General features: G+C 59.8%; 25 protein-coding genes and 1 pseudogene. 9 read left to right on the forward strand and 17 right to left on the reverse strand.

Annotation, left to right across the window (positions count from 1 at the left end; genetic code table 11):
* The first annotated feature begins 34 nt into the window (after nucleotides 1-34).
* The 3 genes from FHT87_RS24745 to FHT87_RS24755 all read left to right on the forward strand — a co-directional run bounded on the left by FHT87_RS24745 (nucleotide 35) and on the right by FHT87_RS24755 (nucleotide 3,099).
* Nucleotides 35-1,462, forward strand: coding sequence for a gamma-aminobutyraldehyde dehydrogenase (locus tag FHT87_RS24745; protein WP_183805345.1), 1,428 nt, complete (start codon nucleotides 35-37; stop codon nucleotides 1,460-1,462).
* Between the two features lie 186 nt (nucleotides 1,463-1,648).
* Nucleotides 1,649-2,755, forward strand: a complete 1,107-nt coding sequence (locus tag FHT87_RS24750; RefSeq protein WP_183805347.1) for a LuxR C-terminal-related transcriptional regulator — start codon at nucleotides 1,649-1,651, stop codon at nucleotides 2,753-2,755.
* Between the two features lie 170 nt (nucleotides 2,756-2,925).
* Nucleotides 2,926-3,099 (forward strand): DUF1328 domain-containing protein, encoded by a 174-nt coding sequence (locus tag FHT87_RS24755; RefSeq protein WP_007817547.1) that lies wholly within the window; start codon nucleotides 2,926-2,928, stop codon nucleotides 3,097-3,099.
* A 52-nt stretch (nucleotides 3,100-3,151) separates the two neighbouring features.
* Here the strand turns inward: FHT87_RS24755 and FHT87_RS24760 are convergent, their stop codons facing one another.
* Nucleotides 3,152-3,598 carry a DoxX family protein gene (locus FHT87_RS24760; protein WP_183805349.1) on the reverse strand — a complete coding sequence of 149 codons (447 nt, stop codon included), beginning with the start codon at nucleotides 3,596-3,598 and terminating at the stop codon, nucleotides 3,152-3,154.
* An 8-nt stretch (nucleotides 3,599-3,606) separates the two neighbouring features.
* Here FHT87_RS24760 and FHT87_RS31295 point away from each other — a divergent pair.
* Nucleotides 3,607-3,959 (forward strand): annotated as a pseudogene (locus FHT87_RS31295) (anti-sigma factor); the annotation flags it as partial.
* Here the strand turns inward: FHT87_RS31295 and FHT87_RS24765 are convergent.
* Together FHT87_RS24765 and tal are read right to left on the reverse strand one after the other, a co-directional pair.
* Nucleotides 3,956-4,624: a DUF1345 domain-containing protein gene (locus FHT87_RS24765; protein WP_183735392.1), complete on the reverse strand. Its 669-nt coding sequence runs from the start codon at nucleotides 4,622-4,624 to the stop codon at nucleotides 3,956-3,958. The pseudogene FHT87_RS31295 and the gene FHT87_RS24765 overlap by 4 nt on opposite strands.
* A gap of 97 nt (nucleotides 4,625-4,721) precedes the next feature.
* A complete protein-coding gene (gene tal, locus FHT87_RS24770; protein WP_183805351.1) occupies nucleotides 4,722-5,687 on the reverse strand; it encodes a transaldolase in 966 nt (321 codons plus the stop codon).
* Nucleotides 5,688-6,133: 446 nt separating this feature from the next.
* On the opposite strand from tal, the gene FHT87_RS24775 reads away from it, so the two are divergent.
* On the forward strand, nucleotides 6,134-7,117 hold the full coding sequence (locus FHT87_RS24775; protein WP_183735394.1) for a sugar-binding transcriptional regulator: 984 nt from the start codon (nucleotides 6,134-6,136) through the stop codon (nucleotides 7,115-7,117).
* 23 nt (nucleotides 7,118-7,140) lie between these two features.
* Here FHT87_RS24775 and FHT87_RS24780 read toward each other — a convergent pair whose 3' ends face one another.
* Both FHT87_RS24780 and FHT87_RS24785 read right to left on the reverse strand, forming a co-directional pair.
* On the reverse strand, nucleotides 7,141-8,013 hold the full coding sequence (locus FHT87_RS24780; RefSeq protein ID WP_183735395.1) for a bifunctional helix-turn-helix domain-containing protein/methylated-DNA--[protein]-cysteine S-methyltransferase: 873 nt from the start codon (nucleotides 8,011-8,013) through the stop codon (nucleotides 7,141-7,143).
* A gap of 71 nt (nucleotides 8,014-8,084) precedes the next feature.
* On the reverse strand, nucleotides 8,085-8,582 hold the full coding sequence (locus FHT87_RS24785) for a DUF2244 domain-containing protein (RefSeq protein ID WP_183805421.1): 498 nt from the start codon (nucleotides 8,580-8,582) through the stop codon (nucleotides 8,085-8,087).
* Here FHT87_RS24785 and nth point away from each other — a divergent pair.
* Nucleotides 8,581-9,384, forward strand: coding sequence for an endonuclease III (gene nth, locus FHT87_RS24790; RefSeq protein ID WP_183735396.1), 804 nt, complete (start codon nucleotides 8,581-8,583; stop codon nucleotides 9,382-9,384). The genes FHT87_RS24785 and nth overlap by 2 nt on opposite strands.
* On the opposite strand, the gene FHT87_RS24795 is transcribed toward nth, so the two are convergent.
* A complete protein-coding gene (locus FHT87_RS24795; protein WP_183735397.1) occupies nucleotides 9,349-9,927 on the reverse strand; it encodes a TetR family transcriptional regulator in 579 nt (192 codons plus the stop codon). The two genes, nth and FHT87_RS24795, sit on opposite strands and share 36 nt — an antisense overlap.
* An 83-nt stretch (nucleotides 9,928-10,010) precedes the next feature.
* Between FHT87_RS24795 and FHT87_RS24800 the strand changes: the two genes are divergently transcribed.
* The gene (locus FHT87_RS24800; RefSeq protein ID WP_183735398.1) at nucleotides 10,011-10,436 is read left to right on the forward strand and encodes a VOC family protein; all 426 of its coding nucleotides are present in this window, start codon (nucleotides 10,011-10,013) and stop codon (nucleotides 10,434-10,436) included.
* On the opposite strand, the gene FHT87_RS24805 is transcribed toward FHT87_RS24800, so the two are convergent.
* Nucleotides 10,433-11,146, reverse strand: coding sequence for a sulfate transporter family protein (locus tag FHT87_RS24805; RefSeq protein ID WP_183805423.1), 714 nt, complete (start codon nucleotides 11,144-11,146; stop codon nucleotides 10,433-10,435). The two genes, FHT87_RS24800 and FHT87_RS24805, sit on opposite strands and share 4 nt — an antisense overlap.
* Nucleotides 11,147-11,383: 237 nt before the next feature.
* Here FHT87_RS24805 and FHT87_RS24810 point away from each other — a divergent pair, with 237 nt between their 5' ends.
* The gene (locus FHT87_RS24810) at nucleotides 11,384-12,238 is read left to right on the forward strand and encodes a MurR/RpiR family transcriptional regulator (RefSeq protein WP_183805353.1); all 855 of its coding nucleotides are present in this window, start codon (nucleotides 11,384-11,386) and stop codon (nucleotides 12,236-12,238) included.
* A 30-nt stretch (nucleotides 12,239-12,268) separates the two neighbouring features.
* Here the strand turns inward: FHT87_RS24810 and FHT87_RS24815 are convergent, their stop codons facing one another.
* The 9 genes from FHT87_RS24815 to FHT87_RS24855 form a co-directional block, all read right to left on the reverse strand.
* Nucleotides 12,269-13,852, reverse strand: coding sequence for an FGGY-family carbohydrate kinase (locus FHT87_RS24815; protein WP_183805355.1), 1,584 nt, complete (start codon nucleotides 13,850-13,852; stop codon nucleotides 12,269-12,271).
* Nucleotides 13,852-14,541, reverse strand: a complete 690-nt coding sequence (locus FHT87_RS24820; RefSeq protein WP_183735401.1) for an HAD family hydrolase — start codon at nucleotides 14,539-14,541, stop codon at nucleotides 13,852-13,854. The genes FHT87_RS24815 and FHT87_RS24820 overlap by 1 nt, the downstream gene beginning before the upstream one ends.
* A gap of 91 nt (nucleotides 14,542-14,632) precedes the next feature.
* Nucleotides 14,633-16,114 carry a mannitol dehydrogenase family protein gene (locus FHT87_RS24825; RefSeq protein WP_183735402.1) on the reverse strand — a complete coding sequence of 494 codons (1,482 nt, stop codon included), beginning with the start codon at nucleotides 16,112-16,114 and terminating at the stop codon, nucleotides 14,633-14,635.
* 105 nt (nucleotides 16,115-16,219) lie between these two features.
* Nucleotides 16,220-17,218 carry an ABC transporter ATP-binding protein gene (locus tag FHT87_RS24830; protein ID WP_183805357.1) on the reverse strand — a complete coding sequence of 333 codons (999 nt, stop codon included), beginning with the start codon at nucleotides 17,216-17,218 and terminating at the stop codon, nucleotides 16,220-16,222.
* Nucleotides 17,219-17,236: 18 nt separating this feature from the next.
* The gene (locus tag FHT87_RS24835) at nucleotides 17,237-18,067 is read right to left on the reverse strand and encodes a carbohydrate ABC transporter permease (RefSeq protein WP_183735404.1); all 831 of its coding nucleotides are present in this window, start codon (nucleotides 18,065-18,067) and stop codon (nucleotides 17,237-17,239) included.
* A 1-nt stretch (nucleotide 18,068) separates the two neighbouring features.
* Nucleotides 18,069-18,941, reverse strand: a complete 873-nt coding sequence (locus FHT87_RS24840) for a sugar ABC transporter permease (RefSeq protein ID WP_183735405.1) — start codon at nucleotides 18,939-18,941, stop codon at nucleotides 18,069-18,071.
* A 133-nt stretch (nucleotides 18,942-19,074) separates the two neighbouring features.
* On the reverse strand, nucleotides 19,075-20,385 hold the full coding sequence (locus tag FHT87_RS24845) for a sugar ABC transporter substrate-binding protein (RefSeq protein WP_183735406.1): 1,311 nt from the start codon (nucleotides 20,383-20,385) through the stop codon (nucleotides 19,075-19,077).
* Nucleotides 20,386-20,531: 146 nt separating this feature from the next.
* Nucleotides 20,532-21,485, reverse strand: coding sequence for a sugar-binding transcriptional regulator (locus FHT87_RS24850; RefSeq protein WP_183735407.1), 954 nt, complete (start codon nucleotides 21,483-21,485; stop codon nucleotides 20,532-20,534).
* 98 nt (nucleotides 21,486-21,583) lie between these two features.
* Nucleotides 21,584-22,162: an exopolysaccharide biosynthesis protein gene (locus FHT87_RS24855; protein WP_183735473.1), complete on the reverse strand. Its 579-nt coding sequence runs from the start codon at nucleotides 22,160-22,162 to the stop codon at nucleotides 21,584-21,586.
* A 261-nt stretch (nucleotides 22,163-22,423) separates the two neighbouring features.
* On the opposite strand from FHT87_RS24855, the gene FHT87_RS24860 reads away from it, so the two are divergent.
* Complete coding sequence (locus FHT87_RS24860) at nucleotides 22,424-23,335, forward strand: ROK family protein (RefSeq protein ID WP_183735408.1); 912 nt, start codon at nucleotides 22,424-22,426, stop codon at nucleotides 23,333-23,335.
* Nucleotides 23,336-23,393: 58 nt separating this feature from the next.
* On the opposite strand, the gene FHT87_RS24865 is transcribed toward FHT87_RS24860, so the two are convergent.
* Complete coding sequence (locus tag FHT87_RS24865; RefSeq protein WP_183805425.1) at nucleotides 23,394-25,307, reverse strand: family 20 glycosylhydrolase; 1,914 nt, start codon at nucleotides 25,305-25,307, stop codon at nucleotides 23,394-23,396.
* Between the last annotated feature and the right edge of the window lie 57 nt (nucleotides 25,308-25,364).

Here is a 25,364-nt window from a genome sequence, read left to right on the forward strand (position 1 = left end):
CATCTCGCTCCACCAACGAACAAGGAGAACGCCCATGGACACGCAAATGCTGATCGGTTCCCGCTTCGAGACCGGCACGGAAACGGAAGAGCACATCCTGAACCCGAAGACCGGCGAGACGGTGCTGAACCTCGCCGAAGCTTCGCTCGGTCAGATCGATGCCGCCGTCGATGCCGCCGAAAAGGCCTTTGTCACCTGGGCACAGACGACCCCATCCGAACGCTCCACCTATCTCCTGAAGATCGCCGACACCATTGAAAGGGATGCAAAGGGCTTTGCCACGCTGGAGGCGCTGAACTGCGGCAAACCGATCAATGCCGTGCTGAATGACGAAATCCCAGCCATCGTCGATTGCTACCGCTTCTTTGCCGGTGCGGTGCGCAATCTGCATGGACCGGTCGCAGGCGAATATCTTCCCGGTCATACCTCGATGATCCGCCGCGACCCGATCGGCATCGTCGGCTCGATCGCGCCATGGAACTATCCGCTGATGATGATGGCCTGGAAGCTGGCGCCTGCCATCGCCGGCGGCAATACGGTCGTTTTCAAGCCGTCCGAACAGACGCCGCTGACAGCACTCAAGATGGCAAAGCTCCTCTCTGACATTCTCCCCGAGGGCGTAGTCAACGTCATCCTCGGCCGCGGCGAGAGTGTCGGCAACGCGCTGATCAACCATCCGAAAATCGATATGGTGTCGATTACAGGCGATATTGCGACCGGCAAGAAGGTGCTGCAGGCTGCCGCCAAGACCGTCAAGCGTACCCATCTGGAACTTGGCGGCAAGGCGCCGGTCATTATCTTCGACGACGCCGATATCGATGCCGTCGTCGCCGGCATCCGCACCTTCGGCTATTACAATGCCGGCCAGGACTGCACAGCCGCCTGCCGCATCTATGCCGACGCCAGGGTCTACGACAATTTCGTCGCCGACCTGACCTCTGCCGTATCCAGCATCCGCTTCAACCAGACCGACGACACCGAAAACGAAATCGGCCCGCTGATTTCCAAGCGCCAGCGCGATCGTGTCGAAAGCTTCGTTACCCGAGCCTCTGAACATAAGCACATGGACATCACCACCGGCGGCAAGGTCTCTGGCGATAAGGGCTTCTTCTTCGCGCCGACAGTCGTTGCGGGCGCAACGCAGGAGGATGAGATCGTCCGCCGCGAAGTTTTCGGCCCTGTCGTCTCGGTCACCCGCTTCACCAATGTCGAGGATGCAGTAACCTGGGCGAATGACAGCGATTACGGCCTTGCCTCTTCCGTCTGGACCAAGGATATCGGCCGCGGCATGAAGACCGCCGCCCGCCTTCAATATGGCTGTACTTGGATCAATACCCATTTCATGCTGGTCAACGAGATGCCGCATGGCGGTTTGAAGCAGTCAGGCTACGGCAAGGATATGTCCGTCTACGCTCTGGAAGATTACACAGCTGTCCGTCACGTGATGATCAATCACGGATAGTTGAACAAGAGCCTCCTGTTCCGCTGCAAAAGTCACTACCGCCATCAGTGACTTTTGTCACTTTGTCATAATACAACTGCAAATGCTGTTTTTCGAACGTGGAATTGCTGCTTCACCGTATATGGCAAGCCGCGATAAATATGATTCTTCGTCGGATCAAAGAAATCGGTCAGGCATTACTTACCCATGGCGACGCCCATCGATATCTCCGAGCTTGAAAAAGCCCTGGACAGATTACTGGAATCCGCACTTATACCTGATGGCTGGGAGCGCACGCTGGAGCAGATCAGTCAGGCGACTGGTTCCGTGGGAACGCATATCATGCCGGTTCGGGGAAAATTTCCCGCCGGCTTCCTGAGCACGCCGAATTTGCTGGAGGCCTTCCAGGTCTATTTTTCCGAAGAATGGTACAAGCGCGATTTCCGTGAGCGCGGTCTGGCGGTTGCGATGACCAAAGGTGTCGTCATCGAACACGACATCGCCAGCGAGGAAGAATTCAAGAATCAGAGCTTCTATACGGAGTTTCTGGCCCGCTTCGGCTTTCGCTATTCCGCCATGGTGGGCTTTACCGCCGGCGATACGATGCTGAGCCTCAATCTGCAGCGCCGGATCGAAGACCAGCCTTTCGATCGCGACGATGCGCGATTGCTCATAAAAATGCAGTCGAGGCTGACCGCTGCGGCCGAAATCATCCGCGCGCTGCATGTCGCCAGGATCGACAGCATGAGCGAAGCCTTCGAGCTCGCCGGTACCGCAGTCATCTTCTTCGACCGGGCTGGGCGTATCACCCGGCTGAATCAGCGGGCGGAGAAACTGCTCGACGGAAATATCCGTATCCTGGATCGGGAACTCGTTGGCATCAGCCAGGAAGAGACCAGTGTCCTGCGACGCCACCTGCAGGCAATCCTTTCGAAGGAGTCTTTCGTCAATCCTGTCGTTTCCACGCCCGTTCTGTTTTCCCGCCCGGGAAAGACACCGCTCGTCATCCGCGCCCAACGGCTGAACGGCGTGCCGGCCGAACTCTTCTCGCATTCCGCCGCTGTCGCCATCATCACGGATCTTTCCGAGCGTACGAGCCCAAGCCGCGATCTGCTGCGACAGCTGTTCGCACTCACCCCTCAGGAAACGACGGTCGCGCGCCTGCTCATGGATGGTTCGTCACCGCGTCAGATCGCCGAAATATGCGGACTGACCTATGAGACGACGCGCGGCTACGTGAAAAAGGTTCTCGCCAAGACTGGCACGCAGCGCCAGTCTCAACTCATCTCGCTGCTCTCAAGCCTGAAAGTCTAGGGCTTATAGAGCGCAAGTAGTTCGCACCCGCCTTCCCAGATCATGTCGAGCGCCACATAAATGATGACGGCAAGGCCGATCCAGCCGAGGAACGACGTTCCATTTTAAACGATTTGGAACAAAATCCGCTTCGATGCGTCTTCCTCCAAAAATCACGGAGGAAGATATCCATGCTGAAATGGGCTCTGATATTTCTGGTCATTTCGATCGTCGCCGGCTTTTTCGGCTTCTCCGGCATTTCCGCGGCAACAGCGACGATCGCCCGCGTACTCTTCGGCATATTCCTCGTCGTCTTCCTGATCTTCCTCATCCTGGCGCTGATGGCCGGGCAGGCGATCTTCTAGCCAGCAGGTTATTCCGGATGGCTGGCTTGCCGGCGGCTTCAAGACAAGTTCGTTAGAGCACCGCCCTGAGCCACGGATGCACTCCTTTCACCCGCCGTTTCACGAGACTGTCGATCGACACCGATCCTGCACCGGAAACCGCCAGCACGAACATGCCGCCGGCAATTGCAAGATCCTTCTCGAAATGCAGCAACTCGTTCTGGCTTGCGAGATTGGTGTGGAACAGAAAAGCCGTCGCGAGGCAGAACAGCCCCAGGGCAACCGCGCCGAGCCGACTGAGGAAACCAGTGGCGATCGAGAGGCCGGCGCCGAGTTGCAGGGCAATCACGCCAAAGGTCACCAGTGCCGGCAAGCCAAGCTTTTCGAAAGTGGCAAGGGTCGCGGTGATGTCTGCGATGAGAGACGCTCCCTCATGCAGGAAGATCAGGGATAGCAGAAGCCTACCCAGAAGAAGAATGAGGTCGGCCAGACGGGGCCGGCTTGAAGCGTTTTCCATCATATCCTCCACTGACGGACGTGCTGACTTCGGATCAGCATACCGTAAAACCCTGGTTCAACGGCAAGATCGATTTCTCGCCGCCTGTCAGCGATCTCGCCAAGGACGGCTTCCCGTTGGTCGGCGGCCGTGTCGATTATATCGGCGGCCACGCCCGTTGCGGCCCTCGGTCTACCGGCGCCATGGCCACATCATCAACCTGTCCATCTGGCCTGCGACATCATCGACACAAACGACCAGAGCCCATGACGACTACAATATGGTATGGTCGGATGGCGGACTGATGTTGTGGGCGATTTCGGATGTCGCCTCGGGCGATCTTGCCGAGTTCGAAACGCTATTTAGGAGCGCCGCAAGACTCTAAAGCAGGCTTGCGCCGACATTGATCGCAAGCGCGAGAATGGTGGTGTTGAAAAGAAACGATAGAAGCGCATGCAGCAGGGTCAGCTTGCGCATCGCTGTCGAGGTGACGGCCACATCGGCCGTCTGCGCCGCCACGCCGATCGTGAAGGAGAAATAGAGGAAGTCCCAATAGGCGGGCTCTTCGATACCGTCGGGGAATTTCAGTCCGTCGCCCTTGTTCGGCCCGCCATAGAAATAATGCGCATAATGGATCGTGAAGAGCGTATGCAGGAAAAACCAGGAGATCATGATCGTCAGGATCGCCGCGGCCGCACGCCAGAGCGCGATATTGGCCGGCGCGTCCTTGATCGAATGAAGCTCGATGCCGATGCCGGCAATACTGGCAAGGGCCGCCGCGATCGACAGAAAGAGCAGGAACGTGTCGGAAAAATCGAGGTCCGCAGATCGCTTGCGGATGCTCTGGATGGTGGCCCGAAGCATCTTGCGCCAGCTCAGCCCGATGAAGACGATCGCCGAAGCATTCCAGCCGAACAGGATATTGCTGGCGCTGACCTCCCGGGAGGTCAGCAGTAGAAAGACTATGAAACCGCCGAGCACCGAAAGGATGAAGCTTGCATGCTTGTAGGCAAGCGAGACCAGCGAATTTCCGTCATCCCCGTCAGCCACTGCAATCCTCCGGCCTCCATGTCTTTGATATCAACATGAAAAAGGCGCAGATGCCAGCGGCACCCGCGCCTTTCATCAAAGTGCGGCTTGCTCGGCCTTAAGCGGCGGCGAGCTGCAGTTCCTTGCGGACCTGGCTGCGCAGCGTGCCCAGATCCTTTGCGAACGCCCTGATACCTTCGGCGAGCTTTTCGGTCGCCATCGCATCTTCGTTCATCATCCAGCGGAAGGTCTTTTCGTCGACCGTAACCTTCGGAGCCGGCTTGATCGTTTCCGGCGACAGCTTGCGCTCGAGCTTGCCCTGGTCGTTCGACAGTTCGTCGAGCAGGTTCGGAGCAATCGTCAGGCGATCGCAACCGGCCAGCGCTTCGATTTCGCCGGTGTTGCGGAAAGAGGCGCCCATGACGACCGTCTTGATGCCGTTGGCCTTGTAGTAGTTGTAGATGTCGCGAACGGACAGAACGCCCGGATCTTCCTCGGCAGTGAAATCCTTGCCCGTCGACTTCTTGTACCAGTCAAGGATGCGGCCGACGAAGGGTGAGATCAGGAACACGCCGGCGTCAGCGCAGGCGATTGCCTGGGCTTTAGAGAAGAGCAGCGTCAGATTGCAGTCGATGCCCTCCTTCTGCAGGATTTCGGCGGCGCGAATGCCTTCCCAGGTGGAAGCGAGCTTGATGAGGATGCGATCCCTCTCGATGCCGCGCTCCTTGTAGGAGGCGATGATGCTGCGTGCCTTGTTAAGTGAGGCTTCCATATCGAAGGAGAGGTCGGCATCGACTTCCGTCGAAACGCGGCCGGGAACGAGCTTTACGAGTGCTGCGCCAACAGAGATGGCAAGGCGATCGGCAACGGCTGCAGCCGCAGCATCCGCATCACCGCCGAGTTTCTTGCCCCAGGCGATCGCTTCCTTCATGTCGTTGGCGAACATTTCGGTGCCAAGCGCCTTGAGAACGATGGACGGATTGGTCGTGCAATCGACCGGCTTCAGGCGAGCGACAGCCTGAATGTCGCCGGTGTCGGCGACGACGGTTGTGATCTCGCGGAGTTGGTCAAGCTTGGATGTCATGGTCTAAATCCTTTTTGAACTTGGGCTGCGGACCGGCGCGAGTTCCGCCCGGCAAAGAGGTGATCTAAGGACAGATGGTTTGCATGTAGCAGGCGAATAGTCGCGCGTCCGTCACGGATGATTCATAAACGTGAGAGACACTGGCGGTGTTCCCAAGGGCGGTGTTCCAGGCGCCGCAAAATGACAAGCGCATCACAAGCGATGCCGCCTGCGGCTGAAAGGTCGGTCGTGACTTTCCGCATGCCCGCACATTGTCCTCCTCGGACGGACAAGAACGACGTTGTCGGCCATGACTATCGCCGCTCTCGCAACGAAAAGTCAAGGACATTTGTGCATTTCAATTGACATAAGTGTCACACCCGGCATTATCGCGGGAACAAAGCCGATATCGCAACCTTATGCTATTGATGGCAAAGATCTAGGGCGAAATCGGCGCGGGAGGAGATGTGGTCAAGCTGAAACGCGGCACGCACACTGCCTATTCCGAAGCCTCGTCGCTCAGGCTGAGGGCCGCATGGCTCTACTATAACGAGGGCCTGACCCAGAAGGATGTCGCCGAACAGCTCGGCATCAGCCGCACTACCGTCATCCGCCTGCTCGACGAGGCGATGAAACGCAGCGAAGTGCAGATCTGGATTAACGATTCCATCGGGGACTGTGTCGAGCTGTCGGTCAAGCTTGAGCGGGCTTACGGGCTGGACGAGGCTATCGTCGTGCCGCAGCCCGCCAATTGCGACGTCAATTCCCTGGCAAAGAATGTCGGTCTGGCGCTCGGCCAGTTCCTGTCGGAGGCCATTCCGGACGATTACACGATCGGCGTCGGCTGGGGTCGCACCATGACCGCCTCGCTCGCGAGCTTTCGCCCGCCGCGCCGGGACAATTGCAAGATTGTCTCCCTGCTCGGCGGCATCGTCGCTGTCCACCAGACGAACCCGATCGACTACACTTGGCGGTTGGCAAACCAGCTTGGCGCCGAGTGCTACATGTTCCTCGCCCCACTGCTCGTCGATTCGACCGAGACCAAGCGCAACCTTGTCGAAAAATGCGGGCTCGATACGATCTATCAGCTGGCGGAAAACCTTGATCTCGCGATCGTCAGCTGCGGCGATATCGGCCCGCATTCGACCTCGCTCTCCGAGGGCTGGATTTCGAAGGCCGAGTTGCAGCAGTTGATAGATGCCGGCTGCGTCTGTGACACCATGTTCAACTTTCTGGACAAGGACGGCAATTCCGTCGACCATTCGATCAATGAGCGGGTCATGTCGGTGGATCTCGATACGCTGAAGAAGGCGAAGCACATCGTGCTGTCTTCCGGCGGCGCACACCGCGCCGTCGCGATCCGCGCGACGATCAAGCGGGTCGGCTGCAACACGCTGATAACAGATGAGAGTGCGGCAAAAGCGCTGCTGGAACTCGCCGAAGCCGCCTGAACGGCCTCGGCCTATCGCGTCGGTCAGGCGTGCGCCGATTCCCAGCCGAGCATCGCCCGCTTGCGGGTGAGACCCCAATGGTATCCAGTCAATGCCCCGTTCTTGCCGAGTGCGCGGTGGCAGGGCACGACGAAGGAAATCGGGTTGGCCCCGACCGCCGCACCGACCGCGCGCATGGCAGTCGGTCGACCGATATCCTTGGCGATATCGCTATAGGTCACAGCCTTGCCGAAGGGGATTTTCAAGAGGCTCTGCCAGACGCTGACCTGGAAATCCGTGCCGATCAGGACGACCCTCAACGGCTGGTCCGATGTCCAGCGGCCCGGCTGGAAGATACGCTCGGCATAGGGTGCTGTCGCTTGGCGGTCCTCGACATAATCAGCGTTCGGCCAGCGGCAGGTCATATCCTCGAGACAGGCCTTTTCATCGCCGGAATCGCTGAAAGCGAGACCTGCGAGGCCGCGGTCCGTAACCATGACGAGCGCCGTCCCGAATGGGCAAGCGTGGAACCCGTAACGGATCGTCAGCCCACCGCCCTTCGCCTTCCATTCGCCCGGAGACATTGCCTCATGCGTGACGAACAGGTCGTGCAGGCGGCTCGGGCCTGAGAGACCGACCTCGATCGAAGTTTCGAGCAGCGGCATTTCTTCCCTGCGCAGCAGCCGCTTGGCGTGGTCGAGCGTCACGGCCTGCAGGAAGGCTTTCGGCGACAGGCCGGCCCAGCGGGTGAATGTCTTCTGGAGCTGCGTCGGCGACTGGTTCAGCCGAGCGGCAATCGCTTCAAGCGACGGCTGGTCGCGATATTCCTCGCTGATGAGTTCGATGACTTGACGGACGATATCGTAATCAGGGCCATCAGGAGTGATATCTGTGTCGAGCTTCGCGATCATGTTCATCGTCTTTCTCCTTTACAAAGGAGATAATCAAGGGCGAGCAGCTAAACCACCCGTTTCTTGCGCCCCGATTCTCAAATACGCTGTCTTACCGTTGCCAATGCGCCCTTGAAGGCCTTGGCGAAGCTCTCGCGATCGTCAGGATTGAGAAAGGAGCCGACATCGGTGCGTTTGCCCTCCCCGAAAATATGCATGGAGAGAATGCCGATCTCCTGATGTCGGCGCACGAGAAAGCGCGTCCAGAACGGATTGAAGTGATGCTCGATCATGCGGCCCGAGGGGGAGAACTTGCGCACCGCAACATCGGTGCGTGAAACCGTCACCTCTTCCCGCACCCTACCGGACCGGTAGCTCAGCCAGAAGGCACCATAAAGCAGCAGGAAATCCAGGCCGAAGAAGAAGCCGATCGGCCAGGCGCCGGTCACGATGAAGAACATGCCGTAGATGAAGCAGATCGCGCCGGACATGCCGAGCAACACCTTGAAGCCCTTCCGCCCGAGCGAACGGTAGGGAAAGAGTTCGGCTGCGAAAACCGGCTGATCGTTGCGGCTGTCGGCGTTGCTTTCCATCATGGCCGCCGAGTATAGATTTTCCATGGCGAATCCGAAACTCAAATCCGTTACCAAACCGTCGCAAGACTCGAATGTGATCGTCAACCGCAAGCCGGCGGCGGTGAAGACCGCCTATTCGCTCGCCGAACGCGAGGAGATCTTCCGCCGCTTCTCCATTCAGCGTCCGGAGCCACGGGGCGAACTGGAACACACCAATCCCTTCACCCTCGTCGTGGCAGTGGCACTCTCCGCCCAGGCGACCGATGCCGGCGTCAACAAGGCGACGCGCGCGCTCTTCAAGGTCGCCGATACGCCGCAGAAAATGCTCGATCTCGGCGAGGAGAAGGTCCGTGACTACATCAGGACGATCGGACTTTATCGCAACAAGGCGAAGAACGTCATTGCGCTCTCGCAGATGCTGGTCGACGAGTTCGGCGGCAAGGTGCCGGAGACGCGCGAGGAGCTGGTTCGCCTGCCGGGCGTCGGCCGAAAGACCGCCAATGTCGTACTGTCAATGGCTTTCGGCCAGGCAACGATGGCCGTCGACACCCACATCTTCCGCATTGCCAACCGTATCAAGCTCGCGCCGGGCAAAACACCCGACGAGGTGGAAGAGCGGCTGATGAAGGTCGTGCCGAAGCACTACCTCTATCACGCTCATCACTGGCTGATCCTGCATGGCCGCTATACCTGCAAGGCCCGCCGCCCGGAATGCGAACGCTGCGTGATCGCCGACATCTGCAAATCGCCGGAAAAGAGCTGCGATATCCCGGCACCGCTGGTCGAACTACCTCCGCAGGTGATCGGCGAGGCCGTCGAGTAGGGCAACAATCGCCCTCTCATATTCTTCACGCCTGCCGCCCGCTTCGATGGCGATTGCTGCGCGGTCGAAGCCGGCTGACAGCAGAGCCGTCAATGGCCCGAGCAGTGTGCTGGCCTGCGGCAGACAGGCTTCGAGCCCTGCCCGCAATGTCGCTTCTGTAGTCTCGACATCGATCTGCGTGGCCGCAGGCAGGCCAATCACCGCCGGCGCCTCGAGCAGAAGCAGCCGTGTCCGCCCTGCCACCGCCATCGCATCGAAATAGGCTGCGGCACCTGCAAGCAGTGCCGCACGCGGTTCGGTTTCCGGCTTTGCGCGCTTCTCTATCTCTTCGGCGACATCAGCCGCCTCTCTTGCGATCACCGCCCGGAAGAGCGCCTTCTTGTCTTCAAAGTGATGGTAGAGAGCCCCGCGCGTGACGCCGGCTGCCGCGACAATGTCAGGCGTCGCCGTCGCCGCATATCCCTTCTCGACGAAAAGCCGGCGCGCGGCATCCATCAGGGCCTGTCTGGTCTGCTCGGTTCTCTCACGATTGCTGCGACTCATGACTCTTCTTTACATACAATCTGAATGTATGTTAATTACAAAAACATACAGACTGCACGTAAAGATCCGAAGGAGGGAAAGCGATGAAATCGACGAGCTACTATCCTGTCATCATGACGGATGACGTTGCCGGCACGGCTGCCTTCTATTGCCGCCATTTCCGTTTCCAGCGGCTGTTCGAAAGCGACTGGTACATTCATCTGCAATCGACAGAGGATGAGCATGTGACGCTCGCCGTGCTCGATGGCAGCCACGAAACCATTCCGGCTGCGGGCCGCGGCAAGGTCTCCGGGCTTCTGCTGAATTTCGAGGTAGAGGATGTGGACGCGATCTACGCTGCCTGCACGGCGGCCGACCTGCCGATCCTGCGCGAGATTCGCGACGAGGCTTTCGGCCAGCGCCATTTCATTACCGCCGACCCGAACGGCGTGCTGATCGACATCATCAAGCCGATCCCGCCGAGCGCCGAATACGCTGTCATGTATGACGCGGCAGCGCTGCCTGGTTAAGCGCGGAAACCGGGATCGCGCGCCGAGATCAGCTTATGCAGATGCACCATCATGCCGGCAGCAAAGAGCGGTGTGAGCAGGTTGACGATCGGGATCGCCAGGAAAAGTGCGATCACCAGACCGCCGAGAAAGACGGTTGGACCATGCTTGGCGCGAAACAGCCGCGCCTCCGGCGGCGAACGGAAGCGCATGGCCGCGAACTCGAAGAATTCCCGCCCGAGCAGGTAGCCGTTCACCAGGAAGAAGGCCACGAGATTGATGCCGGGAATGAAGAGCAGGAAGAGCGCGATGATATTGCCGACGATGACCACGCCGAGAAATTTGAGCGAGCTTGCCATTGCAGGACCGAGCGGCATGGCCTTGCCCGGCGCCTCCTGCGGATAATCCCGCTTTTCGATTACTTCCGCGACGTCGTCGAGAAAGAGGCCGGCTATCAGAGCGGTGACCGGCGAAAGCAGCAGCGCCAGACCGAGCGCAAGGCCGATACCGGCGGCGACAAGGAAAACGAAGCTGAGCCAGCCGGCCCAATCAGGCATCTCGGGAAAGAACCCGGCCACCCAGGGAAAGGCGAAATTGATGAACAGACCGCGCAGCGCAAACCATAAGCCGATCAGCACCAGCACCGTCAGTCCCAGAACTTTCCAGAAAGCCGACCGGGTCCCTGGCGCAAACAGGTTGGCAAGTGAAAGGCGAGCGGCCTCAAGGATCATTTCTCTGGCGTCTCCGTTACGCAGCGTCATGTAGGAAACCTGCGTCCTTCCGGCAAGTCAGTTGAAAATTACATGCATGAATAGAAAACTTGTCGAAAATTATGTGCTAATATATAGTTCATAGTGTTCGAAATACGTGTGGGCCATAAGAAGAGCTTCCGGACAATATTAAGAAACAAGGATTCGGCACTGCATGAATCCACGGAAAGCCTCTGAGGAAATGGGGGAGGCTGCGACGTGGAAGATTTTGTAGAGAAGCTTAGGCAATACGCCAAGTCCGGCACGCCTGCCGAACGACGCATCGCGAAATATTTCACGGAACACTTGAACGACCTGCCGTTCGAAACCGCCGCGTCGGTTGCCGACCGGCTTGATCTTTCGCCCATGACGGTTGGCCGTTTCCTTCGTGCACTCGGCTATCAGGGCCTGGACAGCGTCAAGGTGGAGATCCGCGAAACGGCAACGACCTCTCCCGTCCAATTCCAGAGCGCGATGACGGAATTGCAGACGGATGCATCGGAGGGCAAGGCACTCGCCGTTCTCGTGGCCGAACAGATACAGGCGCTGCATCACATCTATCATCTGACTGCGCAGCCGCATTGGGCCGAAGCCGTCGCAATGATCGGCGCCGCCAAAGAGGTCTTCGTCGCCACCCATGCCAGACTTGCCGGCTTCTCCAATCATTTCTGCCAGCGACTGACCCAGGCTCGCGACGGCGTGCGTGCGATCGACGGCGCGGGAAGCCGCTTCACGGAGCTTTTCGCCCGTTCCTTCGTCGACGATGCCGTGCTCGTCATCATCGATTGCCGGCGCTTCACCAGGTCGCGGCTGCTTGCGCGGACTGCCCGGCGCTACGGCTACAAGGTGATCTTGATTTCCGCCCAGCATGCGGACTGGCTGCCCGAACAGGCGAACATCGTCCTGCCTCTGCCGCCTGCCCGCGCGCCCGACGCGGATAACCTGCCGCCGCTGATCGCCTTGCTCGATTGTCTGTCCGAGGCGGTTATATTGAATGCCGGCGAGGAGGCGAGCCAGCGTCGCCGACGCATGGTGGAATATGCAACGATCCTCGGCGAGGCGACAAACCGCTGAGCCTTTGCTTCAATCTAACCAGCAAAGGCTCTATTCCACGGCTTCCAGCTCTGCCCGGTGACGATACATGGCAAGAAAGCGGCGATAATCGCGGTCGTAAAACGCCTGCCTGCTCCTGTCGGGAAGCCGTTCAACGCCGCCCGGATACATGGCTTTGCCCGCCGCCGCCAAATCTCTGTGTAAGCCGCAGGCAACCGATGCAGCGATCGCGGTGCCGAGCAGTACCGCCTCGTTCATGCCAGGCACGATGACCTTGCAGCCCGTCACATCCGAATAGAGTTCCATCAAAACGGGGTTCTTCACATGCCCGCCGGCCACATGCAGCGTATTCGGCACGTAGCCGTGATCTCTCATCTTTTCGAGGATATGACGTATGCCGAGCGCAATTCCGACTGCGGTCCGCCAATAGAGCGCGCAGAGCCCGTCGAAGGACGTATCGAGCGTCAGCCCGCTGACGACGCCGACGGCATGCGGATCGGCCAGCGGCGACCGGTTACCGTGAAAATCGGGAAGGACGAAGATCCGCGCACCGAGCGCGTCACCCTCCTCTGCCCTGAGTTCAGCGATGCGGGCGACGATCCTCTGATGCAGCACCGTGGTCGGCTCACCGCCGGCCGCATGCATGCGCACGATATGATCGAGCAGCGCACCGGCCGCCGATTGGCCAGCCTCGACGAGCCATGATTGCGGAAAGACCGCCTCGTAATACGGCCCCCACATTCCCTGGCTCGGCTTTCGCTCGCGGGAAAAGGCGACAACGCAGCTCGATGTCCCGGCAATCAGCGCAAGCTGATGCTCGAGCTTTGCCGGATCGCCGGCATAGCCGCTGAGCGTGCCGAGCGCGCCGGCATAGGCATCGATCATTGCGGTCGAGACATGGCAATCGGTGGTCAGGCCCAATGCTTCGGCAGCCTGCGGCGTCAACTTACCGATGCTCTCGCCGACGGCTGCCGTCTCATCCGGCAGATGGCCGCGTGCCAGCAGATCCTCAAGACCGATCTGCTGCAGGAAATCCTGCCGCCAGCCCTTTTCCTTGTGAGCCAGATAGTTCCACTTGGCTGTCAGCGTGCAGCGGGAGCGCGCAAGCGAACCGGTGGCCTTCCAGGTCAGGAAGTCAGCGAGATCGAAGAAATGGCCGGCCTTCTCCCAGGTCGCCGGCAGCTTCTTCTTCAGCCACATCAGCTTCGGCATTTCCATTTCCGGCGACATGACATTGCCGGAATGTTCCAGCACCTCATGCTTCGTCGCCGTACAGAAATCGGCTTCCTTCAGTGCCCGATGATCGAGCCAGACGATGGTGTCGAAACGCGTCTCACCGCCGGTGGAAACGCTGATCTGCCTGCCCTCGGTGTCACGCACCACAAGCGAACAAGTGGCGTCGAAACCGATCGCGCCAATAGCGGCCGCTTCAATGCAGGACTGGCCCATCGCGGTGCGCACCGCAATGCAGACGGCCGCCCAGATATCCTCGGAATCATGCTCGGCATGGTTCTCGCGCGGCCGATTCATGACAATAGGATGTTCAGCCTTGGCAAGCAGGTGGCCATGCGCGTCAAAGACACCGGCGCGTGCGCTACCCGTGCCGATGTCCACCGCAACCACATGATCACGCATCAATGCTGAGTCCCGTCCCGCTTTTGTTTGCGGACAAGGTGTATCAATTCCGGCATGGCGTCAAACACCACTTCCGGTGAAAGACGGTCGAGTTCTTCCCGGTATCCGGCGAAGTTGGCATGCGAGCCGCCGGTGAAGGCGAAGACCGTCATGCCCGCCGCTTTTGCTGCGGCAATACCGGCCGGACTGTCCTCGATGACGATGCAGTCGCGCGGCTCGACTTGCATTTTGCTGGCCGCGTAGAGGAACAGATCGGGCGCCGGTTTGCCGCGCTTGACCATGCTGGCGCTGAAGATATTCGGCAGCTTCGGTAGGAGCCCGGTGACTGAAAGCGACAGCCTGATCCGCTCGACCTGGCTCGACGAAGCTACACAGCAGGGAACACCAAGCGCATCGATCGTTTCGCCAATGCCCGCCATGGGTTTCAGCTCGGTGCGGAAGCGGGCGTAGAGATTGGTGCGGATGCCTTCGAGAAACGCCTCGTTGGCATGCACATTGAACTCCGTTTCCAATATGTCGATCAGGGTTGCAAGGCTGCGACCGAGGAAACGCTCATAGGCCTCGTCCTCGGTGATCGTCACGCCGAGGTCGGCCATCGCCCTGACGAGAACGCTGATCGAAATCGGCTCACTGTCGACGAGCACACCGTCGCAATCGAAAATGACCAGCCGTGGTTCAGCATCAGACATGGAAGACCCAACCTGAGTTCAGTTCGGACGCAACCGTCCTGCTTTGTCCGCAAGGCCGGGATGGCGGCAGAAACACCGCCACCGGGATTTCTTACACTGCGAGCTTGCCGTCGAGATAGAGCTGCAAGGTTTCCTTCGTGCCTTTTTCCCACAGGGTTTTGAGCGCATGGGCGAAACGCTTGCGGAAAAGCTCGGATTTCGCCACCTCGCCGAAAATATCGTCGAAGACGAGGAAGGCCGCGGGATCGTCCTTGGCCTTTACCGCCGCCTCGTGCAGACGGTCGGCGCTGACATCGTTGAAGACGATGTCCTTGCCGCTGTCGCTCTTGCCGAAGAAGTAGCGGCACCAGAGCGCAGAGACGAGCGCGAGGCCGACGACATCCCTACCTTGGCGCAGGTTGTCGAGCGTCGAGGGCAGGATGAATTTCGGCTGACGGTTGGAGCCATCCTGTGCCAGCCGCGGGATCGTGTCGGCGATCTTCGGGTTGAGGAAACGGCGTTCGATCAGCTTGAAATAATCGGCAAGCGACGTATCCGGCACCGGCGGTACGATCGGGATGATTTCCTCGTTTTCCAGCTTGGCGAGGAAGGCGCGGATCAGATCGTTCTCCATTGCCTCATGCACGAAATGAATGTCCATCAGCGCCGCCGGATAGGCGATCGCCGCATGGCCGCCGTTGAGGATGCGGATCTTCATATGCTCATAGGGCGTGACATCGGGTACGAAGGTGACGCCGACCTTTTCGAGCGCCGGGCGCCCCATCGGGAACTTGTCCTCCAGCACCCACTGCTTGAATTCTTCGCAATAGACCGGCCAGTTGTCCTCGATATCGAAAGTCTGCTTGAGGAAATCGATCTCGCGCTGGCTGGTCGCCGGCGTGATGCGGTCCACCATGCCGTTCGGGAAGGAGACGTTGGCCTTGATCCAGTCGGCAAAGGCAGGATCGGAAAGCTTGGCCGTTCCGACGACAGCATTTGCGGTGATGACGCCATTATGGGGAATGTTGTCGCAGGACATGACGGTGAAGGGCTCGACGCCCTTGTCTTTGCGCGCCTTCAGGCCGGCAACGATCAGACCGAAGACCGTCTTCGGCGCAGAGGGGTTCTGCCCGTCGGCGGCAATCGCCGGATGCGCCGGATTGAACTTGCCCGAGGCATCGATGAAGTAGCCGCCTTCGGTGATCGTCATCGAGACGATACGGATCTCGGGATCGGCCAGCTTGGCAATGATGACATCAGGTTCGCCGACCGGCAGGATATCGATCATCGGCGCGGTCACGCGCGCCGACGTCTTGTTGTTGTCCTGCTCGACGACGGTCGTCAGGAAATCCTGCGCCGCAAGCTTCTCGCGCATGGCCGCATCCGAGGGCAGGACGCCCGCACCGATGATAGCCCAGTTGTGATCGCTGCCGGCATTGAAGAGATCGTCGAGATAAATCGCTTGATGCGCGCGATGGAAGTTACCGACGCCGAAGTGCACGATGCCGGCTTTCAGCGACGCCCGCTCATAGGCCGGAATGGCTGCAGTCTTTGCTGCCTCGGCGAGCGTTGCCAGCGATAGTTTCCACGTCATGTTTCAGTCCTCTTGAAGGTCTTGCGAAAGGGCTTTCGTCCTCCCGGTAGCGCGGGCCGGACGAAGCCGCCCGGTCCGCATGTCTGCCCCCAGCCGGCGGCTGCCTCAGATGGCGAGACCGCTCTCGTTGAATTTATGGATGCGTATCTTGTCCGGCGTCAGGTAGACAGTATCACCGGCCTTGGACGCAAAGTCGCCGTTGCTGCGCGCCGTCACCATCCCGATACCCTCGACATCGACATGCAGGAACGTATCGGAGCCGAGATGTTCGGCCACCATGACCCTGCCCTTCCAGTCGCCGCTCTCGGTCGACAGCAGCACATGTTCTGGACGGATGCCGATCGTGTGCGCATTGAGCTGCGCAGCATTCTGCCCCTTGATGAAATTCATCTTGGGCGAGCCGATGAAGCCTGCAACGAAGAGGTTTCGCGGGCTGCGGTATAGCTCCAGCGGCGAACCGACCTGCTCGATATTGCCCCTGTTCAGAACCACGATCTTGTCGGCCATGGTCATGGCTTCCACCTGGTCGTGGGTGACATAGACCATCGTCGTCTTGAGCTGCTGGTGCAGCTCGCTGATTTCGATGCGCATGTTGACGCGCAGCGCCGCATCAAGGTTCGACAGCGGCTCGTCGAAGAGGAAGGCCGAAGGTTGGCGCACGATCGCACGGCCGATGGCGACACGCTGACGCTGACCGCCCGAAAGCTGGCGCGGCTTGCGGTCCAGATAGTCGCCGAGGTTCAGCACGCGCGCCGCATCGTTCACCTTGCGGTCGATCTCTGCCTTGTCCATGCCCGCCATCTTCAGCGGGAAGGCGATGTTGTTGCGCACGCTCATATGTGGATAGAGCGCGTAGGACTGGAAGACCATCGCCAGCCCTCGCTCGGACGGCGCCTTCTCGGTCGCATCCTTGCCGTCGATGACGATCTTGCCGCCGGAGACATCTTCGAGACCGGCGATCAGGCGTAGAAGCGTGGACTTGCCGCAGCCGGAGGGGCCGACGAAGACGACGAATTCGCCGTCCCTGATATCGAGATCGATCGAAGGGATGACCTTGGCTTCGCCGAAGACCTTCGAAACCTTTTGAAGGGTAATGCTGCCCATGTTTCTCTCCCTATGATCTTATTTCACCGCGCCGAAAGTCAGGCCGCGGACAAGTTGTTTCTGGCTGAACCAGCCGAGGATGAGGATCGGCGCGATCGCCATGGTCGAAGCCGCCGAAAGCTTGGCGTAGAACAGGCCTTCCGGGCTCGAATAGGAGGCGATGAAGGCCGTCAGCGGCGCTGCCTTGGAGGCCGTGAGGTTCAGCGTCCAGAAGGCTTCGTTCCAGGCGAGGATGATGTTGAGCAGCAGCGTCGAGGCGATGCCCGGCACCGCCATCGGCGTCAGCACATAGATGATTTCCTTGGCGAGCGATGCACCATCCATGCGGGCGGCTTCAAGGATCTCGCCGGGAATTTCCTTGAAGTAGGTGTAGAGCATCCAGACGATGATCGGCAGGTTGATCAGTGTCAGCGCGATCACCAGACCGGTGCGCGTATCGAGCAGGCCCGAATTGCGAAACATCAGGTAGATCGGGATGAGCGCGCCGACCGGCGGCATCATCTTCGTCGACAGCATCCACATCAGCACATCTTTGGTCCGCTTAGTCGGCGCAAAGGCCATGGCCCAGGCGGCGGGAATTGCGATGATGAGGCCGATCAGCGTCGAGCCGAAGGAGATCACCACCGAATTCATGAAGTGGCTGAGATAGTTGGAGCGGCTCTGCACCTCCGCGTAGTTCTCCGTCGTCCAGTGGAAGAACAGGAACTGCGGCGGCGAGGCGATCGCATCTGCCTCCGACTTGAAGCTCGTCAGGAAAGTCCAGAGGATCGGGAAGAAGATCAGGATGGCGAGCGTCCAGGCGATCGCGGTCATGATGACTTTACGTTGGGTAGTAACCTTTCTAGCCATCTCAAGCCTCCAGATTCTTGCCGACGAGGCGCACGAGGAAGATCGCAACGATATTGGCAAGCACGACCGCCACGATACCGCCCGCCGAAGCCCCGCCGATATCGAACTGCAGCAGCGCCTGTACATAGACGAGATAGGTGAGGTTCGTGCTCTGCGTGCCCGGGCCGCCATTGGTGGTGACGAGGATTTCGGCAAAGACCGACAGCAGGAAGATCGTCTGGATGAGGATCACTACCGTGATGGCGCGGGCCATGTGCGGCAGGATGATATAGATAAATTTCGAGATCGCTCCGGCGCCGTCCATCTCGGCGGCTTCCTTCTGCTCTTCATCGAGCGACTGCAGCGCCGTGAGCAGGATGAGCGTGGTGAAGGGAAGCCATTGCCAGGCGACGATCAGAATGATCGAAAACAGCGGGACGCTTGCCAGCCAGTCGATCGGCTGCAGGCCGACAGCCTTTGCCATATAGGCGAAGAGGCCGTTGACCGGATTCATGAACATGTTCTTCCAGACAAGCGCTGCCACCGTCGGCATGACGAAGAAAGGCGCGATGACCAGGATACGCACGATTCCCTGACCGTAAATGTCCTGGTCGAGCAGCAGCGCAAAGAGGATACCGCCGACGACGGTGATCAGAAGCACACCGGCGACCAGCACCAGCGTATTGATGAGCGCTGCGAAGAAGGCCGGATCGGTGAGGAAGTATTGGTAGTTTAAGAGACCGACGAAACTCTCCATGCCCGGGCTGAGCAGATTGTAATTCAGCAGGGAGAAGTAAATCGTCATCGCCAGCGGGACGATCATCCACGCGAAGAGCAGCACCACGGACGGTGCTATCATCAGGCGTGCTGCGGAGCGAGTGTGGAACGTTGCCATAGCAATCACCGGTCTGATCTGAAGCGGAAATGGCTGCGAAACAGCTTTGGAAAAAGCGGCCGCCGATACAGTTCGGATGATCGGCGGCCCGGAGGTGCGGAATGTCAAGCATTCCGTACATGCTCAGGAGGTTTTACTTGATATAGCCCGCCTTGGTCATTTCGCGGGTGGTCAGCTGCTGCGCGCTCTGCAGGGCCTGGTCGACCGAGATCTGGCCGGCAAGAGCTGCGGAGAACTGCTGGCCGACAGCCGTGCCGATGCCCTGGAATTCCGGGATCGCCACGAACTGGACGCCGACATAGGGAACCGGCTTGACAGTCGGCTTGGTCGGGTCGGCGGAGTTGATGCTGTCGAGCGTCATCTTCGCAAACGGAGCGGCCTTCTGGTAGTCGGCATTCGCATAGAGCGAAGTGCGGGTGCCGGGAGGTGCGTTCAGCCAGCCTTCCTTTTCGGCGACGAGATTGGTGTAGTCCTTGCTGGTTGCCCAGGCGATGAACTTCTCGGCGGCTTCAGACTTCTGCGAGCCTGCCGGAATGGCGAGGTTCCAAGCCCAGAGCCAGTTGCCGCGCTTGCCGAGGCCCTTGTCCGGAGCCAGCGCAAAGCCGACCTTGTCGGCAACCTGCGACTGCTTCGGATCGGCCACGAAGGAAGCAGCAACCGTTGCGTCGATCCACATGCCGCACTTGCCGGTCTGGAAGAGCGCCAGATTTTCGTTGAAGCCGTTGGAAGAAGCACCCGGAGGGCCGGCTTCCTTCATCAGGTTGACGTAGAAGGTCAGCGTGTCCTTCCACTCGGGCTGATCGAACTGCGGCTTCCACTCTTCATCGAACCAGCGAGCGCCGAAAGAGTTCGACATCGCCGTCAGGAAGGCCATGTTTTCGCCCCAGCCGGCCTTGCCGCGCAGGCAGATGCCGTAGATTTCCTTGTCCTTGTTGGTGATCTTCTTCGCAGCGTCTGCGATGAAGTCCCAGGTCGGCGCGTCGGGCATCTTCAGGCCGGCGGCGTCGAACAGGTCCTTGCGGTACATGACCATGGAGCTTTCGCCGTAGAACGGAGCTGCATAGAGCTTGCCGTCCTGGCTGATGCCGCTGCGGATAGCCGGCAGCAGGTCATTCACGTCGTAGCTGTCGCCGAGATTGTCGAGCGGCAGCAGCCAGCCCTGCTTTGCCCAGATCGGAACTTCATAGGTGCCGATCGTGAGCACGTCATACTGGCCACCCTTGGTCGCGATGTCGGTCGTGACCTTCTGGCGCAGTACGTTTTCTTCGAGGGTTACCCATTCAAGGTCGATGCCGGGATTTTTCGCCTTGAAGTCATCCGTCAGCTTCTGCATCCGGATCATGTCGCCGTTGTTCACGGTCGCGATTGTCAGCGTCTCGGCCGAAGCCATGCCGGCAAACGCCATTGCCGAGCAGGCGCCCAGCAGGAAAGTTCTCAATGTCATATCTTCCTCCCAGAAGATGAGTAGTGAGCATTCGCTTTGCTCATGGGCAATTACTCATCAGCGGAGAAAATTTGTCAATTGGCAATCGTTGCTGCGATGCCGAACAATCGAGCTATAGCATTGATTCAGAAAGGTAATATTTTTGCTCAGTTATTGAGCAAAAACTCAGCGGTCTCTTCGTCCGTGATCAAACCGTTCACCTGATGGCCGCTGATGGCCGCCCTGATCGCCTTGAACTTGCGCTTGCCCTTGGCAATCCCGATGACGACAGACGAATCGCGCGGCGGGATCGGAGCCGATGCGACACGCTCGTTGATCGGGTTGTCGAGCAGCTTGCCGTCGGCGTCGAATATCCAGCCGCAAATCTCGCCCGCCGCGCCGCCGCGCATCAGTTCCATCATCTCGTCCTTCTCGAGGAAACCGTCGACGCAGAGCGGGCCGTCGATCCCGAGCTCGCCGATACCGACGAAGGTCACATCCGCCTGTGCGCTGATCGCCAGCGTCGAGCGCACGAGCTGCTGGCCATGCAGAAGCTCGCGCTCCTCCGCCGAGGTGACGAGAACCGGCAGCGGCATCGGATAGTGCCGCGCCTTCACGGCATCGGCCATGCTGAAGATGACGTTGTAATAGGCGGCCGAACCGTCCGGGGCGATATTGCCCGTCAGCGAAACGATGCGGTGATTGGGACATTCGATCGCCGGCAACTGGTCGACGGCCGCCTTCAGCGTTCGCCCGGTGCCGACCGCGAGCACGATCGGATCGGGGCGCTTCAGCCAGCGCTCGATCTCGGAAGCTGCCGCCTCCGCAATGCCGACCGTCGTCGATGATGAGCCTGGATCGCTCGGAACGACCTCGACGTGCTTAAGACCGAATTTCTTGCGCAGCTGATTACCGAGTTCGAGGCAGGCGGCAATCGGATGGTCGAGCCGTACCTTGATCAGCCGCTCGGCCACGGCGAGCGAGACAAGCCGCTGTGCCGACTGGCGCGAAATGCCCATGGCGGACGCGATTTCATCCTGCGTACGGCCGGCAACATAATAGAGCCAACCGGCGCGCGCCGCGTCATCCAGCCGTCCGGAGGTCTCCGATCTCTTCACCATCTATCGCCGCCATTGATTTCTTTGAGTCTGTCTGGCGCCAGATCAAACCAAAAATCGGGCAAATGTCGAGGGCGTTGAAAAAGTGAGCAGCCAGTTCTTTATCCGAACCACTGCATGACGATGTAGATGGCAGCCTTGAAGAGACCGTAGATCACCCCACCGGCAACAGTGACGGAAACCGCCGTCATGACGAAGCCAAGGAGCGAAAACAGCCCGTCCCGGCCGAGAATTGCAAAGGCAAAGACGGAAATCGCAATCGCCGGCAGGATATTGCCGAGCGGCACCGGCAGCACGAGAACGATCGCCAGCACCAGGCAGCAGAAGCCCGCCAGATATTCCGCAGGCGGCTCCACGAAAATGCTGAGCCGCGGCTGCAGCATGCGTTCCGCCCAGGCGAGCCAGGGATGGATGCGCCCAACGATCGTCTCGAAATCCTCCCGTCGCATGGAGCGCGCCGCAATTGCCTTCGGCAACCACGGCTTCAAGCCGAAGGTGAGCTGCGCAGCGAGGAATACCAGGGGAGCGCCGAGCAGCGAGGAGGTGCCGGGCGGTGTTGGAAAGGCGTTCGGCAATGCGAAGATCAGCATCAATGCGCCGATCGCCCGGTCGCCCATCGTCTGGAACAGATCTCCGATCGACACTCGTTCACGGCTTCGATCCGCCGCCATCTGTCGCAGGATGGAGGAAAGCCGCCGGCCTTTTGGGCGCGGCCTGCGAGTGGTCGTTCTATTGGCTTCGGTATTTTCGATGGTCATGAATCCGGCATCGGCAGGTGAATAATGAAAAGCTTGCCCGTGCAATATGCCAATAGCATGACCCTGACGGATGAAAATTTCGGTGCGCGCATGCCAGTAACTTAGTTCATTTATCGAATAATCCTTGTAATTCCCCGCCAAGAGTGCGAGCAGACGCCGACACAGACAATCGGCAGACACCAGATGATCATTTCATTCGATATCGGTGGCTCCGCCATCAAGGGCGGAATTGCGCGTTCAGAATCCGACATCGTACCGCTCGGCCGCCGCCCGACGCCGAAGGACGATTTCCCGGCTTTCGTCAAAACGCTGAAGAGCTTTATCACCGAGGCCGGCGAACAACCCTCCCGCATTGCGCTCTCGATTGCCGGCGTCGTCGACCCGGACACGCAGCGCCTGATCGTCGCCAACATACCCTGCATCCACGGCCGCAATCTCGCTGCCGATCTGGAGGCTACGCTCGGCCTGCCCGTGCTGATCGCCAATGATGCCGATTGCTTCGCCATGGCGGAAGCCGAGCTCGGCGCCGGCCGCGGCCACCGCATCGTCTTCGGCGCCATCCTCGGCACCGGCGTCGGCGGCGGCATCGTCTCCGATGGTCGCCTCATCAATGCGTCAGGCGGATTTGCGGGAGAATGGGGCCACGGCCCGATTATCGCGTCGCAGGCAGGCACTCCGCCGGTCGCCATTCCCGCTTATGCCTGCGGCTGCGGCCAGAAAGGCTGCGTCGATACCGTCGGCGGCGCACGCGGCCTGGAACGCCTGCACAAGACGCTGCACGATCTCGACCTCTCCAGCGAAGAAATCGTCACCAACTGGCGCAAAGGCGAGGAAAAGGCCAACCGCACCATCGACGTCTATGTGGATCTCGTCGCTTCGCCGCTGGCGCTCGCTGTCAACATAACGGGCGCAACGATCGTGCCAGTCGGCGGCGGCCTATCGAATGTCGAACCGCTTCTCGCCGAACTCGATCAGGCAGTGCGTGCCCGTATCCTGCGGAAATTCGATCGGCCGCTGGTGGTGCGCAGTGAATGCCGCATCGAACCCGGTCTGATCGGCGCAGCGCTTCTGGGTCTGAAGGCCGAAGCAGCCTGAAGCAATTCCAGCAAAAGTGTGCAGCGGGTTTGCGTCCGGAATTGCGTAATAACCAACTTTAAAGCTTCGGCCACATCCTGACGATCGCGGCGAAGCGCAGCCAGTCCTTTCGGAGTGTCGGGGTCCAGGCAGCTTCCGCAACCGCCGACAGCCGCGGGAAGACCAACCGGTTGAAATAGGCCCTCGAGACGAAATTTTCGCCCCAGATGCAAGCCTGGATGCCACGCATCCGCTCTCTCAACTCCTCTGGGAACTCGCCCTCGGGTTCGTATGCATAGGTCTTTTCCGGTGGCGTGAAACCAGCCCAACTCGCACCCGGCTCTCCCCAGCCTTCCGCCTGGGCCATATCGAGATAATAGGCCTGCCCCGGCGTCATGACGATATCATAGCCCTCGCCCGCCAGCTCGATGCCGACCTCCGGCTTCTCCCAGGCCATCAGCAGCGTGCCGTCGCGATCGACGCCGCCGCCATGCGAGACCTCGTTCCAGCCGGCAAGCTTCTTGCCGCGTTCGGCAAGCATGGCCTTGATCCGCCGCATGAAATGCGACTGGAGCTCGGCCGTGCCGGCAAGCTTTTCCTTCTCCATCAATGCTTTGCAGGCCGGTGAGGCGAGCCAGGAACCATGCGGCACCTCATCCCCGCCGATATGGAGATAGTCGAAGGGAAAGAGTGCTGCCACCTCGTCGAACACCTTGCCCAGGAATTCATAGGTGAACTCAATCGCCGGATTGAGCGCATTATTCGGATAGCCCTGCACCGAGCGGTAGCTGCCCGGCGCCTCCTGCCCATCGACAAGCTTTGGCAGAGAAAAGAGAGCGGCTGCGCTGTGCCCGGGAATATCGATCTCGGCCACGACATCGACATGAAGTGCAGCGGCGTGAGCGACGATCCGGCGCGCGTCGTCCTGCGTGTAATATCCCGATCGCGGTTCGGCCCCGTCACCAAGCTGCGGCACGAGAACCTCATCCGGCCCGCGTTTTGCGCCGATCTCCGTGAGCTCCGGATAGGCCTTGATCTCCAGTCGCCAGGCCTCATCGTCGGTCAGATGCCAATGGAAAATGTTGAGCTTGTTCCAGGCGAGGATATCGATCAGCCGCTCGATATCCTCGACCGGATAGAACTGCCTGCTGACATCGAGATGACAGCCGCGCCACTCGTAACGAGGCTGGTCGGCAATATCGCCGAAGACGGGAAACTGGAAGATCTCGGCATCCCGGCGCGCACCGTGCAGCAATTGGGCGAGGCTGATAAGCCCGTAGAACCGCCCTACCGCATCATCCGTGGCGAGAATGATTTCCTGTGCCGTGAAGCGTAGTTCATAAGCGGTCGGCATGATCGAGGATTCCGTCTCGAAGCGGATCGGCCGACCACCCTGGACCGGCTGCAGCGTGAAAGGCACGTTGTCGGCGGGAAAGAGTCGTTGGTAGAGTGCCAGCACCTTCGCCACCGCCTTGATATCTTCGGCGCGCGAGCCGGCCGCCGGATAAAGCGCGACGGGCGGCACCTCGTCCGGCCGCATTGATAGGGAGAGCGGCCAGGGCAGCAGCGAAAACGGCTCCGTCACCTCGCCTCTCGGCAGCAGCTCAGGCAATTCGCCGCGCTCTGCGCCATCAAGCATCAGATCGCCGAAGCTGACGGGGACATGCCGGCCATCGGCAAGCGTAAGATAGGCGGATTTGATGCCCGCCGTGATGTGCTTCGGGCCATTCGCCAGCCCCTCCACAGTAAACTGCCAACTGTCGCCAGGCTTGAGCGTGAGCCCATCAGGCGGAGAATACTCATGAAAATTCGCAACGCGCCGCTTGAGCACGGCACCTTCCGCGGCATGTCCGTCCGCCACGCGGGTGAGCGAAGTATAGGCGAGCGTAAAACCGGAGAGCGGTTCGTCAGAAAGGTTGAAGAGCGTGAAAGTGAAGCGCCCGAAACGTCCTTCGACCGGGCTCCAGCTCGCTTCTAAACGGTAATCGGCCACAGTCATATCCTCCCTCCAACGAATATAGGGCGATCTTTACTCCCGTTTAGCGCCCCC

It is taken from the genome of Rhizobium sp. BK316, assembly GCF_014193695.1.
Classification (GTDB): Bacteria; Pseudomonadota; Alphaproteobacteria; order Rhizobiales; family Rhizobiaceae; genus Rhizobium.

Excerpts from the sequence above, each read along its gene's own strand:
- nth (WP_183735396.1), top strand. The coding sequence starts at position 8,581 with ATGGCCGCCGAGTATAGATTTTCCATGGCGAATCCGAAACTCAAATCC.
- FHT87_RS24780 (WP_183735395.1), bottom strand. The coding sequence starts at position 8,013 with ATGAACATGATCGCGAAGCTCGACACAGATATCACTCCTGATGGCCCT.
- FHT87_RS24820 (WP_183735401.1), bottom strand. The coding sequence starts at position 14,541 with ATGTCTGATGCTGAACCACGGCTGGTCATTTTCGATTGCGACGGTGTG.
- FHT87_RS24755 (WP_007817547.1), top strand. The coding sequence starts at position 2,926 with ATGCTGAAATGGGCTCTGATATTTCTGGTCATTTCGATCGTCGCCGGC.
- FHT87_RS24805 (WP_183805423.1), bottom strand. The coding sequence starts at position 11,146 with ATGATCCTTGAGGCCGCTCGCCTTTCACTTGCCAACCTGTTTGCGCCA.
- FHT87_RS24860 (WP_183735408.1), top strand. The coding sequence starts at position 22,424 with ATGATCATTTCATTCGATATCGGTGGCTCCGCCATCAAGGGCGGAATT.
- FHT87_RS24785 (WP_183805421.1), bottom strand. The coding sequence starts at position 8,582 with ATGATGGAAAGCAACGCCGACAGCCGCAACGATCAGCCGGTTTTCGCA.
- FHT87_RS24850 (WP_183735407.1), bottom strand. The coding sequence starts at position 21,485 with ATGGTGAAGAGATCGGAGACCTCCGGACGGCTGGATGACGCGGCGCGC.
- FHT87_RS24840 (WP_183735405.1), bottom strand. The coding sequence starts at position 18,941 with ATGGCAACGTTCCACACTCGCTCCGCAGCACGCCTGATGATAGCACCG.
- FHT87_RS24825 (WP_183735402.1), bottom strand. The coding sequence starts at position 16,114 with ATGACGTGGAAACTATCGCTGGCAACGCTCGCCGAGGCAGCAAAGACT.
- FHT87_RS24795 (WP_183735397.1), bottom strand. The coding sequence starts at position 9,927 with ATGAGTCGCAGCAATCGTGAGAGAACCGAGCAGACCAGACAGGCCCTG.
- FHT87_RS24800 (WP_183735398.1), top strand. The coding sequence starts at position 10,011 with ATGAAATCGACGAGCTACTATCCTGTCATCATGACGGATGACGTTGCC.
- FHT87_RS24835 (WP_183735404.1), bottom strand. The coding sequence starts at position 18,067 with ATGGCTAGAAAGGTTACTACCCAACGTAAAGTCATCATGACCGCGATC.
- FHT87_RS24830 (WP_183805357.1), bottom strand. The coding sequence starts at position 17,218 with ATGGGCAGCATTACCCTTCAAAAGGTTTCGAAGGTCTTCGGCGAAGCC.
- FHT87_RS24815 (WP_183805355.1), bottom strand. The coding sequence starts at position 13,852 with ATGCGTGATCATGTGGTTGCGGTGGACATCGGCACGGGTAGCGCACGC.
- FHT87_RS24745 (WP_183805345.1), top strand. The coding sequence starts at position 35 with ATGGACACGCAAATGCTGATCGGTTCCCGCTTCGAGACCGGCACGGAA.
- FHT87_RS24845 (WP_183735406.1), bottom strand. The coding sequence starts at position 20,385 with ATGACATTGAGAACTTTCCTGCTGGGCGCCTGCTCGGCAATGGCGTTT.
- FHT87_RS24750 (WP_183805347.1), top strand. The coding sequence starts at position 1,649 with ATGGCGACGCCCATCGATATCTCCGAGCTTGAAAAAGCCCTGGACAGA.
- FHT87_RS24760 (WP_183805349.1), bottom strand. The coding sequence starts at position 3,598 with ATGATGGAAAACGCTTCAAGCCGGCCCCGTCTGGCCGACCTCATTCTT.
- tal (WP_183805351.1), bottom strand. The coding sequence starts at position 5,687 with ATGACATCCAAGCTTGACCAACTCCGCGAGATCACAACCGTCGTCGCC.